Source organism: Nonomuraea sp. NPDC049419 (assembly GCF_040676995.1).
GTDB lineage: Bacteria > Actinomycetota > Actinomycetes > Streptosporangiales > Streptosporangiaceae > Nonomuraea > Nonomuraea salmonea.
On the sequence record NZ_JBFAQB010000001.1, the window covers coordinates 22,706 to 38,299 of the forward strand.

Sequence of the window (15,594 nt, forward strand, 5' to 3'; positions counted from 1 at the left end):
GTTGTTGACCACACGTTCGAGTGTGGGCATCGTAGGGCGGGTGGCCGCTGACGAGACGCGCGACGGGGTCTCCCTGACCAATCTCGACCAGCCCCTCTTCGACGGCGCCGACGCCACGAAGCGGGACCTGGTCGACTACCTCGACGCGGTCGCGGGCCGGATGGTGCCCGTGCTGCGCGACCGGCCGCTCTCGGTCATCCGGGTCCGCCCCGGGCAGGAGCCGTTCATGCAGAAGAACCTGCCCAGATACGCTCCCGACTGGGTGCGGTCGGTGACCGTGTGGGCTGACTCCTCGCGGCGGCAGGTCACGTACGCGCTGTGCGACGACCGCAGGACGCTGCTCTGGTTCGCCAACCAGCGGGCCGTCGAATACCACCCGGCGCTCTACGCCGGTGAGCACCCCACGCACATGGTGCTCGACCTCGACCCGCCCGAGCACGACTCCTTCGCGCCGGCCGTCCGGGGCGCGCACCTCGTCAGGCAGGCGCTGGCCGACTGCGGGCTGGCCGGGGCCGTCAAGACCAGCGGGGCCAAGGGGGTGCACGTCTTCGTGCCCGTCGTGCCCGGCACCGCGATGGACGACCTGGCCGCCGCCACCCGGGCGCTGGCCGCCCGCGCCGAGCGGCTGGACCCGGCGCTGGCCACCACCGCGTTCATCAGGGAGGACCGCGAGGGCAAGGTGTTCCTCGACTCCACGCGGGCGGGTGGCGCGACGGTGGCGGCCGCCTACAGCCCGCGGATCCGGCCCGGCGTGCCCGTCTCGTTCCCCGTGGCGTGGGACGAGCTCGACGGCGTCCGGCCTGGCGAGTTCACCATCCGCACCGCTGTCGAGCGGCTGGGTGAGTCCGATCCGTGGGCCGAGCACATGCCGGAGCCGCAGGCGCTGCCCGCCGACCTCGTCGAGGAGGGGCACACGATCCCGGTGGCGCGCGTGCAGGCGATGCACGAGGGCAAGCGCCGCGCCCGCGCCCGCCGCGCCGAATAGCCGCCTGCGGCGCCGGGCTGCCTGCCCACGGCTGGCGGCGGATAAGTCCGGGGGAGGACTTCCACACCTTCCAGCCCTCGCCGCCCGGTGACGTCACCGCGCAGGTGCAGGGCGTGGACCTGACCCTGCCGCCGACCCCCGCGCCCACCTCGACCAGCGGTTGCGAGGAGGCGGACTTCGCCGGGTTCGTGGCCGGAAACATCGCGCTCATCCAGCGCGGCACCTGCCCGTTCGCCCAGAAGGTACGCAACGCGGGCTTCGCGGGCGCGTCCGCGGTCATCGTCTTCAACGAGGGCCAGCCGGGACGTACCGACTCGACCCCGCTCGACCTCGGTGAGTGGCGGGCCGGCATCCCCATGCTCTACACCGACTTCGCGGTCGGCGCCGAGCTGGCCGCGAACCCCGGCACCACGGCCAGGGTCAAGGTGGACGCCACGCTCGTGCTCGGCAAGAACGACAACGTGATCGCCGAGTCCCGCTTCGGCGACCCGCGCAACGTCGTCATGGTCGGCGCGCACCTCGACAGCGTGCCGGAGGGCCCCGGCATCAACGACAACGGCTCAGGCACCGCCGCCGTCCTCGAGGTGGCAGAGGAGATGGCGCTCTACCCGGTCAAGCACAAGGTGCGCTTCGCGTTCTGGGCCGCTGAGGAGATCGGGCTGCTCGGGTCCGACCAGTACGTCGAGTCGCTGCCGGAGGCGCAGCGGGACCGGATCAGGGTGTACCTGAACTTCGACATGGTGGCCTCGCCGAACCACGCGTACAAGCTGTACGACGGCGACGACTCCGACGGCGTCGGCTCGCCCGCGGGCCCGGCCGGATCGGCGTTGATCGAGCGGCAGCTCGCCGACTTCTTCAAGAGCCGCACGCTGCCCACCGTCGGCACCGACTTCGACGGACGCTCCGACTACGGGCCGTTCATCGCGGTCGGCATCCCGGCCGGCGGCATCTTCACCGGCGCGGAGGGCGTCAAGACGCCGGAGGAGGCGGCGAAGTTCGGCGGCACGGCGGGCGCGCCGTACGACCCGTGCTATCACCAGGGGTGCGACACCCTCGCGAACGTCAACGCGAAGGTGTTCGACGTGAACGCCGACGCCATTGCGGACTCGACGGCCCGCTTCGCCTTCGACCTGCGCGGCATCCCGCCACGCACCGCCCCGTAGCCCGCTTCGCCGGGGCGAGAGCACTCTCGCCCCGGTCGCGGTCAGCGGGTGATGGTGACGTCGTCCACGCCGGCCTCCACGAGGGAGGCGCCTGAGGCGTCGGCGGCGTCGATGAGGATGCGGACGGTCTGGCCCGCGTAGGCGTTCAGGCTCGCCGTCGCGGTGGTCCAGGCGCCGTTGCGGTTGGTGGCGGCGCCGGGCTGGTTGAGCACGGTCGTCGTGGTGCCGCAGACGACGCGGACGCGCAGGTAGTCGGCGCTGGAGGCGTTCGAGCCGTGCGCCAAGTAGTACGAGAAGGACAGGTTGAGGGGACCTGCCGAGGGGAGCGTGATCGGCGGTGACTGGATCGAGGTGACGCCGCCGTCGATGTCGTGGTCGCCCGCCGACGAGCCGGCCAGGCGGCCGGTCACCAGGTCGTTCGTGCCGCTGACCGTGGTGCCGAGTTGCTTGGCGCCGTTTGAGGTGGTGGCCTGCGGGGCGCCCCGCTCCCAGAGCCCGGTGGCGGCGGTGTCGGTGCCGTTCGGGTTCGCCGTCCAGCCCGTGGCCGTCTCGAACGTGTCCTGCCAGACCACGACCGGCGGTGCGGCGGTGGCGACGGTCCACACGGCGTAGGCGATGGCGTCGGCGTTCCTGTTCAGCGCGGTGTCGTTGATGTTGGCCGTGGTGTCGCAGGAGCGGTGGTAGCAGACGTCGAACGCCTGCCCCGCGGTGCCGCCCCACAGCGCGGCCTGCGCGCTGGTCTTGACGCCCTCGGCCCCGGTGAACGTGCCACCGGCCGGGATGCCCGCCGCGATGAACGGCCCGTAGTCGGAGCGGCCGTCGAAGTCGGTGCCGCGGGTCTGGACGCCGATGGAGGTGAAGTAGTCCTGGAGGGTGTGCTCCAGGGCCGCGGACCCGGCGGGGCCCGGCCCGGCGCCCGTCCCGTCCGAGTTGTCGCCGTCGTAGACGAAATATCCGGCGTTGGGGGAGCCGACCATGTCGAAGTTCAGGTACCCCTTGATCCGCGCGCGTTCTGCGGCCGGCAGGGTGTTCACGTAGAACCGCGACCCGCGCAGCCCCAGCTCCTCCGCGCCCCACCAGGCGAAGCGCAGGTGCTTGGCCGGCTGCAGCGCCTGGCGGGAGACTTCGAGCGCGGTCTCCAGGACGGCCGCGCTGCCCGAGCCGTTGTCGTTGATGCCGGGCCCCGCGGTGACGCTGTCGAGGTGCGCGCCCACCATGAGCACGTCGTCCGGGTCGCCGCCCGGCCAGTCGGCGATGACGTTGTAGCCGGTCGCGCCGTTGTAGGTGAACGACTGCAGGGTGGTGGTGTAGCCGGCCGCGTCGAGCTGCGACCTGACGTAGCCGGCCGAGGCGAGGTAGCCGGGCCTGCCGTGCGCCCGGTTGCCGCCGTTGGCGGTGGCGATGGACTGGAGCTGCGACAGGTGGGCCTTGACGTTGGTGAGGGAGATGTCCGGCGGCGCGGCGGCCCGCGCCGGCCCGGCCGGCATCACCGTGATGAGGGACAGTGCCGCGATCGCCGCGATGAGGGGTGATCTCGTTTTCCAGGACGTACGCCTAGATAAGAGCAAGGCGGCGCCTCCATCCGAGGTCGAGGGTGGAAGATCCCGAGATGGTGCTGAATGGACGGTAACGCCGCGAAGGTGGTTCGCCTAGCTGTTCGTACGAGTGGTGATGCCGGGTTTGAGCGCCGCCACCGCCGCCTCGGGGTCCTGGGCGAAGAACCTGACCGAGGTCACCTCGGCGCGGCGGCCCAGCGGGCGGACCACGGTGACCGGCTCGGCCAGCTCGACCGTCACGTTCGTCTGCGAGGAGACCGCCACGGTCAGCCGCCCGCCCTCGACCGTGATCATGCCGCCCTGGTGGTACGCCCGCCCGGTCCGTACGCCCGCCACCAGCTCACGGGGCACCCGCAGATCGAGGTAGACGCCGTACCTGACGCGCAGCTCGTCGGCGGTGACGACGTGCGGCCTGGTGGCGCAGCCGGCGGCCAGCATGAGGACGTACAGCAGGCCGTACAGGTCGGCGATCAGCACCCCGTACCGCAGCCAGGCGGGCACGCCGAGCGCGGCCAGCAGCAGGTCCACGACCACGGTCTCGACCGCCATCGCGAAGCTCATCAGGCCCAGCATGAACGCCTGCTCCTGGCCGTACGCGAGCGCCGCCGCCCCGTCCGGCACCCCGTGCCGCCGCCGCACGATCCAGGCCGCGATGGCGGCCAAGCCCTTGACCTCGAACCCCACGATCCGCAGCACCGCTCTGACCATGTGCTTCCTTCCTCCGGCGGTTTCCCGCTCATGGCACACGTTGACGTCGCGTCAAGGTCAAGCCCGCCAGACTCGCTCGGCATGGGTTGAACCCGTCGCGGGGTGCCGGCGTACAACCTGTCGGACCTGCGGCACCCGCCGATGACCTGCCGGAACGCGATCACCGGCGGTGCCGCCCACGCTGACCGGCCACCACGGGGACGGCGATGGAATTTCACGGATGGAGCGACGGCCTGGCTCTTCGGCCGCGCGATTACCTCGGCATGGGCGAGTCTCTGACCGCCGTGCTCAAGACGGCGGGCCCGCTCACGGGCGAGCGGCTCTATCTGTTCGCCCTCGGCACCGCCACCACGATGGCGCGCCTGCACCTGGGCAGCATCGCGGGGCTGCGGCTCAGCCCGGCGAACGTGCTGATCTCACCCCAGGGGCAGGCGTTCTTCGCGCCGGGGCCCAGGGACAGCCTGTTCCCCGGGCACGACGTCGGCGACTGGGCGGACGTCGTGGTGTTCGCGGCGACGGGGCGGCTGCCGGACGACGGCGCCGACCTCGACCGGCTGCCGCCCGCCTTGCGCGCGGTGATCGACGAGTGCCGCCGCCCGGATCCGGGTGCCCGCCCGCCGGCCGTGGACCTGGTCCGCATCCTGCTCGGGCATCCAGGGCGGCGCCGTGGCGGCTCGGTGCACGAGCTGCTGCTGGCGGCCGAGCGGCGGACGATGCCGTACGAGCGGGGAGCGGGTCCGGCGTCCTGAGCCTCCGCCGCCTGAGCCGTTGTGGCGGCGGGCGGGTGCTCGGCGGCTCCGCGCTCGCGCACCGGGTGCGGGCGAGGAGGACGCCGCGTCGTTCGCGGGCGTCGGCGCCTTCAGCGCGAACCGCCAGGAGGCCGCGACGCCTTCGACGTCCGGCGCGCCGGGCGTACCGGCGACCTGGCCCGGCTGGTGGACGCCAAGGTCGAATTCCAGCAGGACTACGATCAGTGGAACAACGGCGCCCGCCAGGTCATGCGGGGCCTGGAGGGCATGAGCCAGTTCCTCAAGACCGCCATCGTCGAGCACCGCCAACTCCACGCGTCACTGAGCGGCGGCGCATAGGACGGTCCCGAGTTTCGAAGAAGAAAATCGTCCTTGCCCAATTACCGGCGGTCACCCCGAAATTCGCTCAGTTGGAGTTGCCGTGGCTGGGGTGGAGCACGCCCGGGGTCTCGGCCTTGGTCAGGCGGCGGATGGTGATCGTGGTGGGGGCCTTCCGCTCCTGCTGATTCTGCGGGGCAGGGGGGTTGCTCATGGCACTCCTTACCGGGCAAGTCAGGAAAACAGTGGGGTGACGGTATGATTCCCTTCGCATCCCCCTTAATAACAGAAATTACACCCGCTGCGGGTGGGATATCGCGCAAAAACATGCGTATCCGGGTCGAGCAATGACAGGCCGTGGAAATAGCCCGGCGGGGTGACCGACAGGCCGGTCAGCAGTTGCACCACGTCGTACGCCACGAGCTGGCCCGACAGCCCGGCCGACATGCCGGTGACGCCGGGCCAGGCGTAGCCGTCGCCGGGCTGCGGCGGGATGCCGGCCCGTACGCACGCGAAACACGGACCGCCAGGCCCGAAGACGCCCACGCTGACCAGCGGCCCGTTGTAGCCGCCCGTCACCCACGGGATGCCCGCCCGCGCGCAGGCCCGGTTGGCCCACGTCCTGATACCGTCCGGCTCGCCGGGCCGGTCGGCGCAGAGGGCCAGCACGTCGAAGCCGTCGATCAGGCGGGCCAGCGCGTCGGGGCCGTCCACCGTGAGCGGTTCGCCGGTGACCGAGATGTCGGAGTTGACCCGGCGCAGCCGCTCCACCGCCGCCTCCGCCTTCGGGCGGCCGACGTCCGGCTCGGTGTAGAGGACCTGCCGGTTGAGGTTCGACAGCTCGACGACGTCGGGGTCCACCAGGTGCAGCCGGCCCACGCCTGAGGCGGCCAGCGACCAGGCGGCGTGGGTGCCCGTACCGCCGAGGCCGATCACCAGCACGCGCGCGGACCTGAGCCTGACCTGCGGCTCCCAGCCGTGGTCGCGCGGGGTGAGGTCCACCCAGCGGAAGTAGTCGCGGCTGCGGCTGTAGCGCTCCTTCTCCCGTTCGCTCAGCTCGTCGCAGGGGCCCGGCGCGGTCTCCTCCACGTGGCCCGAGGCCAGCAGCGCGGCCACCAGCTCGTCGGCCTCCTCCTGGGTGAGCATGGCGAAGCCGGCGCGCAGCTCGGCGGCGATCTCGGCGGGCGCGCGGGTGCCGTCCATGAGCGTCAGGGCCGACCAGGCGCGGCCGTCGGCGTCGTGGATCTCCGTGGCCAGGCCGAACATCGCCCCGCCGAGCCGGATGGTCCCGTCGCCGAGCCGCTGCGGGGCGTGCTCGGGCTTGACGCGGGGAAAGCGCATGCCCCGATCGTGGTCAGCGGCCGGCTACAGGGTCAAGGTCGCGAGCCGCACGAGGTCGAGGCGGCGGGACGCGGCCAGGTAGGCGCGGCCGGGCGGGACGAACTCCGGCCACGGCTCCCCGCCGGACGCGATCGTGGCCGGCTCGTCGGCCACCCCCACGCGCAGCGCGAGCCCGTCGGGGAGTCGGCGTTGCGCGGCCCAGCCCGGGGCCCTCGTGGGTGGCGGCGAACGTCAGGTCCACCTCGTCGGGGGCGGCCACGTGGCGCAGCCACTGCTCGCGTACGACGTGCTGCCTGACGATCTCCGTCGTCGCGCGTCTGCGCTGGTCGAACTCGCGCTCTTTCTTTCTGCGCTGCCGCCCTTCCACCCACTGCGTGGCGAAGAAGGTGACCGGGGTCAGAATTCCGAAGACAGGAAATACGGGCTCTGTACCAGGATGGCCATCGCCACCGAAATCGGCAGCGGCAACAGCGACGAAAGCAGCGCCACCGCCATATTGCGCTGCGGCACCCCGTCGGGCCGCAGCACGACAGGGCCGCTCGCGCCCTGCTCGTCCAGCAGCGTGCCGTTGTGGCTGCCCGGCGTCAGCCAGGCCACCCGGCCGGCGTCGGGGCCGGCGAAGACGCGGATCGCGCCCGCCGCCGCGAGGGCCGCCAGGGTTGCGTACGCTCGGGCTGGCCCACGCTGATCGTGAAGCCCGGCACGAGCGGGGTGCCTGCCGCCGGATCGCGGATGATCATCATCCCCTCTCCAGGGGACTGAAGCACGATTTGGCGGAATAATCTAGTTATGCGGCGAGGTTCGCAAAATGCCCCACCCGCGCGGCGCGCCGTCGCTAGAGTGATATTTCCCAATATCAGCGTACCGAGTGCGGTATTTCATGATATCCGCAGCACGAGGAGCCCGCTCGTGGTGAATCACCGCGTAACGGACGAGGCCATGGTCCGAGCCCTCTATCGCGAATACGGCGCCCCCCTGCTGGCCTTCGCCATCAGGCTGACGGGCGGCGATCGCCGCTGGGCCGAGGACGTCGTCCAGGAGACGCTCGTACGAGCCTGGCGCAACCTCCACGACCTGCGCACGGAATCGGGCTCGCTGATGCCCTGGCTCGCGACCGTCGCGCGGCGCGTCGTCATCGACGACCGGCGCCGCAACAGCGCCCGCCCCCTCGACACCGTCGAAGACCTTTCCGACCGCGCCCAGCCCGTGGCCGCCGAGGACGAACAGCTGCTGCGCGAGATCGTCGTGACCGACGCGATGATGTCGCTCTCCCCGGCGCACCGGCAGGTGCTCACCGAGACGTTCCTCCTGGATCGCACACTCCAGGAGGCGGCGGAGACGATCGGCGTGCCCGTCGGCACGGTGAAGTCCCGCGTGTACTACGCCATGCGCGCCTTACGGGTCGCGCTGGAGGAAAGGGGGGTGACGCTGCCGTGACCAAGGTGCGTCACGATGACAGGGGGGTGGCGCCATGACCGAGGTACATCACGAGGATGTGGCCGCGTACGCGCTGGGCCTGCTCGACGGGGATGAGCGGGCGGCCTTCGAGCGCCATCTGCACGGGTGCAGGACGTGTTCCGCCGAGGTGGGGTCGTTCGCCGCCATGGGAGAGCTGATCAAGGGGGTGCATCCGGACGACCTGCTGCCGCAGCCGCCGGATCCGCAGGTCGAATCGCTCCTCGTCCGCCGCGCCGCCACCGAGCGGCGCCGCCGCAGCCTGCACCGCGCGTTCATGACCGCGGCGGCCTGCGTGCTCGTCGCGGCCGGCGCCTATCTCGGTGTCAGCGCCACGACCGCAGGTCCCAATCCCGACAGTATCCACAGCCCGGCCCGCGCCCTGCTCATGACCGGCCGCACCTACTCGGTGACGGACCCGGCCACCGGCGTGACCGGGCTCGTCGGCGTGGAGGACAAGGGCTGGGGCACGCACGTCGCGCTGGAGCTCAAGGGGGTCAAGGGCCCGCTGCAGTGCCGGCTCATGGCGGTCGGCGACGACGGCCGCTCCGAGGTGGTGGCGAGCTGGGGCGTGCCGGACAAGGGGTACGGCGTGCCGGGCTCACCCGACCCGCTCCTCCTGCACGGCGGCACCAGCCTCCCGCAGGACGAGCTCAACCACTTCACCATCCAGACCTTCGACGGCAGAACCCTCGCCACGGTGGCGGTCTGAGAAGCGGGCGGGTCAGGGGGCTTGCAGGCGTTTGCGTAGCTCCTCGACCTGGTGTGGCTCGGCGATGCCGTCCCATGGGTGAAGGGCCCTCAAGCCCTTCTTGCGGTGGTCGGCGGCCCGGTCCGGGCGGAGCCTGCTCAGGTGCAGGTGGGCGAGCGCGGTGCTGATGCCGGCGGCGGGCAGGCGGGAGGTGGCCTGGTCGAGCAGGCCCGCCACCGTGCCGGGCTCGTGCGCCGGGTCCTCCAGCAGGATCCCGGCCCGGTGCACGAGGCAGCGCCCGCGGCCGAACTCGTCGGCGGTCCCGGCGTAGAGGCGTTCGGCCTCGTCCAGGTGCAGGCCGACGTCGTGGCTCTGGCCCAGGTAGTGGTGGGCGAGCGCGAGGAGCTCGCGCGCGTGCGCCTCCGTCGCCTGGTCGCCGGCCTTCCGCGCCAGGTCGAGCGCCTCGAACAGCACCACCCGGGCGTTGGTGTGCAGGCCGCGGGCCTTGCCGGCGGCGCCCTCGTGGTCGTGCGCCTGGGCCTTGCGCATGAGCAGCGCGGCCACGTTCGCCAGCCTGACGGCCTGCCCGGCCACGTGCCCGCCGGTCAGCGCCTGCCCGTACCTGACCAGCGCGGACTCCACGGCCTCGTACTCGTCGCCGGCCGACAGCAGGATGGCCGCGTGCGCCAGGTGCAGGTCGGCGGGCCACGACTCGACCCTGACGCGCACCGCCGCCGCCCGGTCGAAGTGCCTGCGCGCCTCGCGCGGGTCGCCCGTGGTGAGCAGGATCGCGCACTGCCGCAGCTCGGCCGTGGCCTGCACCTGCTCGTCCCCGAGCGACTCGGCGGCCCGCGCCAGCTCGGCCGCCGCCCGCAGCCGGTCCTCGTGCCGTTGTTCGAGCCGGAACCAGGTCTCCAGCGCGTCGCCGATCTCGGCCAGCGCCCGGCCGGTACGCGGCGCGGGCTCCTCGCGGGCGAGCACCTGCAGCAGCACCCGGTCCTCCATCGCGAACCAGGTCCGCGCCTCCTCGGCGGGCAGCCGCCCGGCGTATCCGGTGGCCTGCTCGGCGAAGTGCTCGACCAGCCGCCGCCAGGCCGCCACCTCCCTCGGCGGGCGCGCCGCCGTGCCGGTGCCGGGGTCCGCCGCGCCGCTGCCGCGAAAGGTCCCCGACACCCGGACCCGCGTCATCCGTACGTTCTCCACCAGCCCCAGCTTGGCCAGCTCCGTGATCGCGTCGGCCGCGGACGGCACGCCGAGCAGCGCGGCGGCGGCCTGGTGGTCGACCTCGGCGATCGGCAGCCCGGCCAGCAGCACGAACAGTCGCTTGGCGGTCGGCCGCAGCTGCCTGACGCTGCGTTCGAGCACGAAGTCGAGGGTGTCGGGGATGGACAGGTTGCGCAGGTCGTCCACCAGGGACTGGAGGGAGACGCCGGGGTTGCCGGCCAGCCAGCGGCCGACCCTGACCAGTTCGAGCGGGCTGCCCAGGCAGGCGTCGGCGAGCAGCTCCAGCGCCTTCGGCTCGCGGGTGACCCGGTCGTCGCCGATGTGCCGGGCCAGCAGCTCCTGCCGCGCGTCGGGGGCGAGCGGGCCGAGCCGGACGAGCTCGATGTGCTGCGGCGGCTGGTCGGCGAGCGTGCCCGCGATCACGATGTGCGCGCCGGGCACCCGGGTCGGCAGCCACTCGACCTGGCTCCACGAGCTGACGTTGTCCAGCAGCAGCACCTGGCCGGTGCCGTTGAGCGCCTCGATGACCTCCTCGGTGGCGTCCTCCGGCTCCTGGATGCCGCCGGGCGGGCGGTTGAGCGTGCGCAGCACCCGCTGGGCCACGCTCAGCGGCGTCTCGGGGCGGTCCCGGTCGGCGCCGCGCAGGTCGGCGTAGCGCTGCTTGCGCGCCTCGCCCGCCAGCTCCCACACCGCCTGGACGGCGACCGTGGACGTGCCCATGCCGATGGCGCCGTGCACGACGACGACGCCGCGTTCGAGCGCCTCCGCCTTGATCCGCCGCAGCTCGTCCTCGCGGCCGATCAGTTCGTCGATCCGGTCGGGGAACGGCATCGTGGCCGGCACCGGCCGCGGCGGGCGGGCGCGGTGACGCCGGATCCGGTACGTGACCAGCCCGGCCACCACCGGCACCACCACCACGAACACCGCGAGCAGCCCGACCACCGCCCAGATCGGCAGCAGCTCGACGAGCTTCTTGGCCAGCTCCTCCTGGAGGATCAGGATCGCGCCGCCCACCGTCAGCGCCCCGCCGACCCCCAGCTCCGCCCAGTGCGCCGCGGCCAGCCGGTAGAGCCGCGACAGCCGGAAGCCGAGCCGCTCCCTGCGCGAGATGTCCGTCACCGGCGCACCCCCCGCGTCAGCCCCCGGTACAGCAGCCGCGCGGTCACGGCCAGCACCAGCACGGGCACCGCCGTCGCGAGCACCGCCTGGGCCGCGAGCGGGCTCGCCGCGCTCATGAAGTGGCGGGCCTGCTCCAGCAGGATCAGCGGCAGGTGGTCGCCGGACGGCCAGTTGAGCAGCAGCCCGACGATCGCATCGTTCCAGACCAGGACGAACGTCAGCACTCCTGCCAGCACCACCGCGGGCCGCGCCTCGCGTACGAAGTGGACCAGCTCCCACCGGTCGCGCGCGAGCATGGGCGCGGGCACCCGGACGAACGCGTTGTGCAGCACCAGCACCGCCAGCGGCAGCACCAGCGCCGCGTGCACGATGGTCAGCGCGGGTGCCGTGCCGATCGGGCTCAGCGTCTGCTGCAACGGCACCGCGAACGCCTGCGGCGGCAGCACCGCCAGGGCCACCGAGACCAGCAGGACAGGCCGCCAGGTGCGGCGCGGCAGCAGGTGCTCGTGGGCCAGCACGTACGCGGCCGGCACCGCGGCCAGCAGCACCACGCACACGACCGTCACCGCCCGCAGGAACGTGGTGCCGAGGGCCCCGGTGAACGCGCTGTCGGACAGCGCCTCCGCGTACGAGCCGAGCGTCCACGGCTCGCCGTTCCACCACCCGCTCCGCGCGGCGGCGACCGGGTCGCGCAGCGAGGTGATGAGCAGTGCCGCGAACGGCAGCAGCCACAGCACCGACACCGCGCCGCCGAGCGGCCAGAGCCGCCGGCCACTCGTGGCGGGCGGCCGCGCGGACGGCGTGGAGCCGGCCCAGGTGACCCGCCCGCGCAGGCCGAGCAGGGCGGGCGCGGCCAGCCCCGCCACCAGCAGGGACATCAGGACGGCCAGCGCGGCGGCCCTGGAGTATCCCAGGTCGTCGTTGTGCCGCCACCAGTACAGCCCGCCGCCCTCGACCAGCGCCTGCATCGACCCAGGCACGCCCATGAGCACCAGGTCGAACACGCGGGCCGCCGCCACCAGCGCGAACAGGTACGCCAGCGCGGCCGGCCCCGCCAGCGCGGGCAGGACGACGGACCACAGCCGGCGCCCGCGGCCCGCGCCGAACGCCCTGGCCACGCGCAGCAGGTGCGCGGGCAGCCTGGCGAGTGCCTCGTGGAAGACCAGGAAGGCGACGCCCGCGTACTGCCAGACGAAGGCCAGGCCGAGCACCAGCCAGATCCAGCCGGGGCCGAGGAAGGCGGTGTCGCGGCCGAGCACGGCGGCGGCCATGCCGCGCTCGCTGCTGGTGTCGAACAGCAGCCGGAAGATCGCCCCCGTCGTCAGCGGCGACACCACGGCGGGCAGCACCAGGATGACCCGCATGACCAGGCCGAGCGCGGGGCCCGCATTCCTGACCAGCCAGGCCAGGCCCAGCCCCACCGCGCACACCACGACGACCAGCACCCACCAGATGAGCGTGTTGCCGATCGCCTGCCACGCCTGCGGGTCGGTCAGCACCTCCGACCACGCGCCGGGCCGCGAGAAGCTGATCAGCACGGTCCCGAGCAGCGGCGCCAGGATCACGCCCGCCGACAGCACCACCGCGAGCAGCAGATAGAGCGCCGCCCGCCACCGGCTGATCCCCCGCGCACTGACCGGCCCCCCGGCATCGTGGTGCGGCGCCACCTCGAACAGGAACGCGTCACGCCCGCTCACGGCCCGCTCACCCCGGGCAGGAGGGCGTGACGTCCGCTCGTTCGCCCGCTCATCGGCCGGTGCCCTTCGCGAGGCTGGTGACGATCTTCTCGCGGGCGGCCTGGGCGGCGCCGGCGGGGGCGGTGGTGCCGGCGGCGACGTCGCCGAACAGCTCCGTGAGGACGCGCCACAGGCCGCGGCCGTCGCCGCCCTCCAGACGGCCGATCAGGCGGTCGGACAGGTCGTAGCGGCGGCCCTCGCGCCCGCGCAGCGCCAGCGCGGGCTCGCGCAGCAGCGGGTGAGAGGGCTCGCGGTCGAGGGTGAGGAAGCCGCCCTCGTCCACCCAGTCGGTCAGCGCGTCGTGCTCGTCGCTCCCGCGCGGCCTGGTCAGCCACTCCACGAAGTCGAGGGCGTCCTGCCCGCCGCCCCGCATCGCCACCGCCACGTCGCCGCCGGCCACCAGGGGCGGGGGCCCGCCCGCGTGGCCGGGGAAGGAGAAGTGGCGGGCGACGTCCTTGCCGGCGTAGCGCTCGATGACGGGCAGCGCGAAGTCGGGCGCGGCCACCACGTCGGCGCCGCGATAGCGGAAGACGTCGAGTATCGAGTCGTGGAACTGCAGGGTCAGCGCCCGCCTGCCCTGGTCGGGGGTGAACGCCTCGCGCCAGATCAGCGCCAGCACCGTGAGCGCCTCGGCCACCTCGTTCCTGGCCCACCACTCCGGGTCGCCGCGCGTGGCCGCGGCGAAGAGGCCGTCGTAGACCTCGGGCGCGTAGGCGAGCAGCACGTTCTCGAACCAGTCGCTGAGCACCCACCCGTCGGCCGCGCCGATGGCCACCGTGCCGGGGCGGGGCATCCATGAGGTCAGGTTCGGGGGCGCGTGCCGCTCGTCCTTGCGGTGCCAGACGAGCGACTTGTTGGCGAGCTTGAACCAGGTGCCGAGCTCGGGCCCGCCCTCGTACGGCGTCACGAGCCCCCGCCAGAACGCGTCCTGCACGTGCCCGCCCACCCTGGGCTGGATGCGCGGGCTCACCAGCGGGTCGAACAGCAGCCCCAGCCTGGGGATGACGGCCACGTCGGGGATGACGTTCTCGGCGGGGCCGCGCAGCAGCGCGCTGATGTTGTCGCCCGCCGAGTAGACGCTGACCGGCCGCCGGGAGCCGGCCGCGTACGCGTCCACCACCCGCAGGAAGCGCTGTAACTCCGCGCCGCTCCACACCACGGCGACCCGCAGCGGCGGCTGACCCGCGCAGGCCGTGGCGGCCAGTGCGGGCGCCCCCAGCAGGAACGCCCTACGGCTGATCGGCATCGGTGATCTCCCAGACGCGCGCGGACGAGGCGAGGCTGGTCACCCTGGTGCCGTCGTCGGTGACGATGAGCACGGCCAGCTTGGTGTGCAGCGCCCGGCTCACCGCCGCGTGGCACGGCTCGCAGCCCGTACGGTCCTCGACCACCACCACCTTCGGCGGCATCGGCCGGCACATGACCCGCGCGAGCGCGACGGTCAGCCGCTCGTCGTGGGCCAGCTCGTGCGGTTTGGCGCGCATGAAGCCCTGGATGTCCATCCACCCCGACATGTATGCGACCTGCCCGTGCGACACCAGGGCCAGGTCCTTGCGGGCGGCCAGTTCGAGGTTGCGTTTGACGGTCAGGTGCGGCAGCAGCCCGCCGCCCGCGGGCACCAGCCCGATCGCGCGGTCCGCGGTGGACAGCGCGGTGATGTCGCGGTCGTCCAGGCGGAGCCGGCCTTCGTGCGGCGCCTCCAGGCCGAGCAGGACGTCGGCGAACGCCTCGCCCGCCGCCGGGCCGCCGGCCACCACGACCGCGGCCTGCTCGGCGTCGAGGGTGAGCGGGCCGGGTGACAGCCGCTGCCGGACGCCGTGCGTGAGCCAGGTGAGACCGTCGATCTCCAGCAAGGGCACGTGTGCAACCATCCGTCACGTCGGGATGTCGTCCGCCACCTGACGTTCGCACAAACGACGATCTACTTCAACGTGGCCGGGCGACTCCCACGCGTGTTCATGAAGTGGGTGACGAACCAGCCGCGGGCATGCTCCGCCACGGCGTCCAGCGCGCCCGGCTCCTCGAACAGGTGCGTGGCCCCCGGCACCACGGTGATCCTGGTCTCGGCGCGCAGCCGCCGCGCGGCCTCCTCGTTCAGCTCCATCACCACCGGGTCCCTGCCGCCCACGATGAGCAGGGTGGGGGCGCGTACCGCGGCGAGCCGGTCGCCGGCCAGGTCGGGCCGCCCGCCGCGCGAGACGATCGCGGCGACCGGATTGTCCGGCTCGGCCGCCGCCCACAGCGCCGCCGCCGCTCCCGTGCTCGCGCCGAAGTAGCCGACCGGCAGCCCGGCCGCGCCGGGGTGCTCGCGCACCTGCGCCGTACGCTCCAGCAGCCGCCCGGCCAGCAGCTCGATGTCGAACACGTTCGCCCGGTCGGCCTCCTCCTGCGGCGTCAGCAGGTCGAACAGCAGCGTGCCGAGACCCGCCTCGTTGAGCGCCCCGGCCACGTACCGGTTGCGCGGGCTGAACCGGCTGCTGCCGCTGCCGTGCACGAACACCACCACGCCCAGCGCGCCGTCAGGAACGACCAGATCTCCCGGCATGTCC

General features: G+C 73.1%; 17 protein-coding genes. 6 read left to right on the top strand and 11 right to left on the bottom strand.

Annotated features, from left to right (window positions below; translation table 11 throughout):
• Positions 1-40: 40 nt before the first annotated feature.
• Together AB0K12_RS00140 and AB0K12_RS00145 are read left to right on the top strand one after the other, a co-directional pair.
• A complete protein-coding gene (locus AB0K12_RS00140) occupies positions 41-985 on the top strand; it encodes an ATP-dependent DNA ligase (RefSeq protein WP_364554496.1) in 945 nt (314 codons plus the stop codon).
• A 113-nt stretch (positions 986-1,098) separates the two neighbouring features.
• The gene (locus tag AB0K12_RS00145; RefSeq protein WP_364554498.1) at positions 1,099-2,148 is read left to right on the top strand and encodes a M20/M25/M40 family metallo-hydrolase; all 1,050 of its coding nucleotides are present in this window, start codon (positions 1,099-1,101) and stop codon (positions 2,146-2,148) included.
• A 41-nt stretch (positions 2,149-2,189) separates the two neighbouring features.
• Here the strand turns inward: AB0K12_RS00145 and AB0K12_RS00150 are convergent, their stop codons facing one another.
• Entirely contained in the window at positions 2,190-3,716 is a 1,527-nt protein-coding gene (locus AB0K12_RS00150) for a M28 family peptidase (protein WP_364554499.1), read from the bottom strand.
• Between the two features lie 81 nt (positions 3,717-3,797).
• On the bottom strand, positions 3,798-4,412 hold the full coding sequence (locus tag AB0K12_RS00155; RefSeq protein ID WP_364554500.1) for a hypothetical protein: 615 nt from the start codon (positions 4,410-4,412) through the stop codon (positions 3,798-3,800).
• 206 nt (positions 4,413-4,618) lie between these two features.
• Between AB0K12_RS00155 and AB0K12_RS00160 the strand changes: the two genes are divergently transcribed.
• Both AB0K12_RS00160 and AB0K12_RS00165 read left to right on the top strand, forming a co-directional pair.
• Entirely contained in the window at positions 4,619-5,161 is a 543-nt protein-coding gene (locus AB0K12_RS00160; RefSeq protein WP_364554501.1) for a hypothetical protein, read from the top strand.
• Positions 5,162-5,347: 186 nt separating this feature from the next.
• Positions 5,348-5,500, top strand: a complete 153-nt coding sequence (locus AB0K12_RS00165) for a hypothetical protein (protein WP_364554503.1) — start codon at positions 5,348-5,350, stop codon at positions 5,498-5,500.
• A 67-nt stretch (positions 5,501-5,567) separates the two neighbouring features.
• On the opposite strand, the gene AB0K12_RS00170 is transcribed toward AB0K12_RS00165, so the two are convergent.
• From AB0K12_RS00170 to AB0K12_RS00185, 4 genes are all read right to left on the bottom strand, one after another.
• Positions 5,568-5,693 (bottom strand): hypothetical protein, encoded by a 126-nt coding sequence (locus AB0K12_RS00170; RefSeq protein ID WP_355417068.1) that lies wholly within the window; start codon positions 5,691-5,693, stop codon positions 5,568-5,570.
• Between the two features lie 65 nt (positions 5,694-5,758).
• Positions 5,759-6,820, bottom strand: a complete 1,062-nt coding sequence (locus tag AB0K12_RS00175; RefSeq protein WP_364554505.1) for a ThiF family adenylyltransferase — start codon at positions 6,818-6,820, stop codon at positions 5,759-5,761.
• A gap of 24 nt (positions 6,821-6,844) precedes the next feature.
• Positions 6,845-6,973 carry a hypothetical protein gene (locus tag AB0K12_RS00180; RefSeq protein WP_364554507.1) on the bottom strand — a complete coding sequence of 43 codons (129 nt, stop codon included), beginning with the start codon at positions 6,971-6,973 and terminating at the stop codon, positions 6,845-6,847.
• A 243-nt stretch (positions 6,974-7,216) separates the two neighbouring features.
• Positions 7,217-7,417: a hypothetical protein gene (locus AB0K12_RS00185; RefSeq protein WP_364554509.1), complete on the bottom strand. Its 201-nt coding sequence runs from the start codon at positions 7,415-7,417 to the stop codon at positions 7,217-7,219.
• Positions 7,418-7,759: 342 nt separating this feature from the next.
• On the opposite strand from AB0K12_RS00185, the gene AB0K12_RS00190 reads away from it, so the two are divergent.
• The gene (locus tag AB0K12_RS00190) at positions 7,760-8,257 is read left to right on the top strand and encodes a sigma-70 family RNA polymerase sigma factor (RefSeq protein WP_355417230.1); all 498 of its coding nucleotides are present in this window, start codon (positions 7,760-7,762) and stop codon (positions 8,255-8,257) included.
• A gap of 34 nt (positions 8,258-8,291) precedes the next feature.
• On the top strand, positions 8,292-8,987 hold the full coding sequence (locus AB0K12_RS00195; protein WP_364554511.1) for a zf-HC2 domain-containing protein: 696 nt from the start codon (positions 8,292-8,294) through the stop codon (positions 8,985-8,987).
• Positions 8,988-8,999: 12 nt separating this feature from the next.
• Here the strand turns inward: AB0K12_RS00195 and AB0K12_RS00200 are convergent, their stop codons facing one another.
• The 5 genes from AB0K12_RS00200 to AB0K12_RS00220 form a co-directional block, all read right to left on the bottom strand.
• Positions 9,000-11,309, bottom strand: a complete 2,310-nt coding sequence (locus AB0K12_RS00200) for a hypothetical protein (protein ID WP_364554512.1) — start codon at positions 11,307-11,309, stop codon at positions 9,000-9,002.
• The gene (locus tag AB0K12_RS00205) at positions 11,306-13,006 is read right to left on the bottom strand and encodes an ABC transporter permease subunit (protein ID WP_364554514.1); all 1,701 of its coding nucleotides are present in this window, start codon (positions 13,004-13,006) and stop codon (positions 11,306-11,308) included. The genes AB0K12_RS00200 and AB0K12_RS00205 overlap by 4 nt, the downstream gene beginning before the upstream one ends.
• Positions 13,007-13,055: 49 nt before the next feature.
• Positions 13,056-14,291 carry a hypothetical protein gene (locus AB0K12_RS00210; protein WP_364554516.1) on the bottom strand — a complete coding sequence of 412 codons (1,236 nt, stop codon included), beginning with the start codon at positions 14,289-14,291 and terminating at the stop codon, positions 13,056-13,058.
• Positions 14,275-14,904, bottom strand: coding sequence for an ATP-binding cassette domain-containing protein (locus AB0K12_RS00215; RefSeq protein ID WP_364554518.1), 630 nt, complete (start codon positions 14,902-14,904; stop codon positions 14,275-14,277). The genes AB0K12_RS00210 and AB0K12_RS00215 overlap by 17 nt, the downstream gene beginning before the upstream one ends.
• Positions 14,905-14,966: 62 nt before the next feature.
• Complete coding sequence (locus AB0K12_RS00220) at positions 14,967-15,590, bottom strand: alpha/beta hydrolase (protein WP_364554520.1); 624 nt, start codon at positions 15,588-15,590, stop codon at positions 14,967-14,969.
• Positions 15,591-15,594 lie beyond the last annotated feature (4 nt).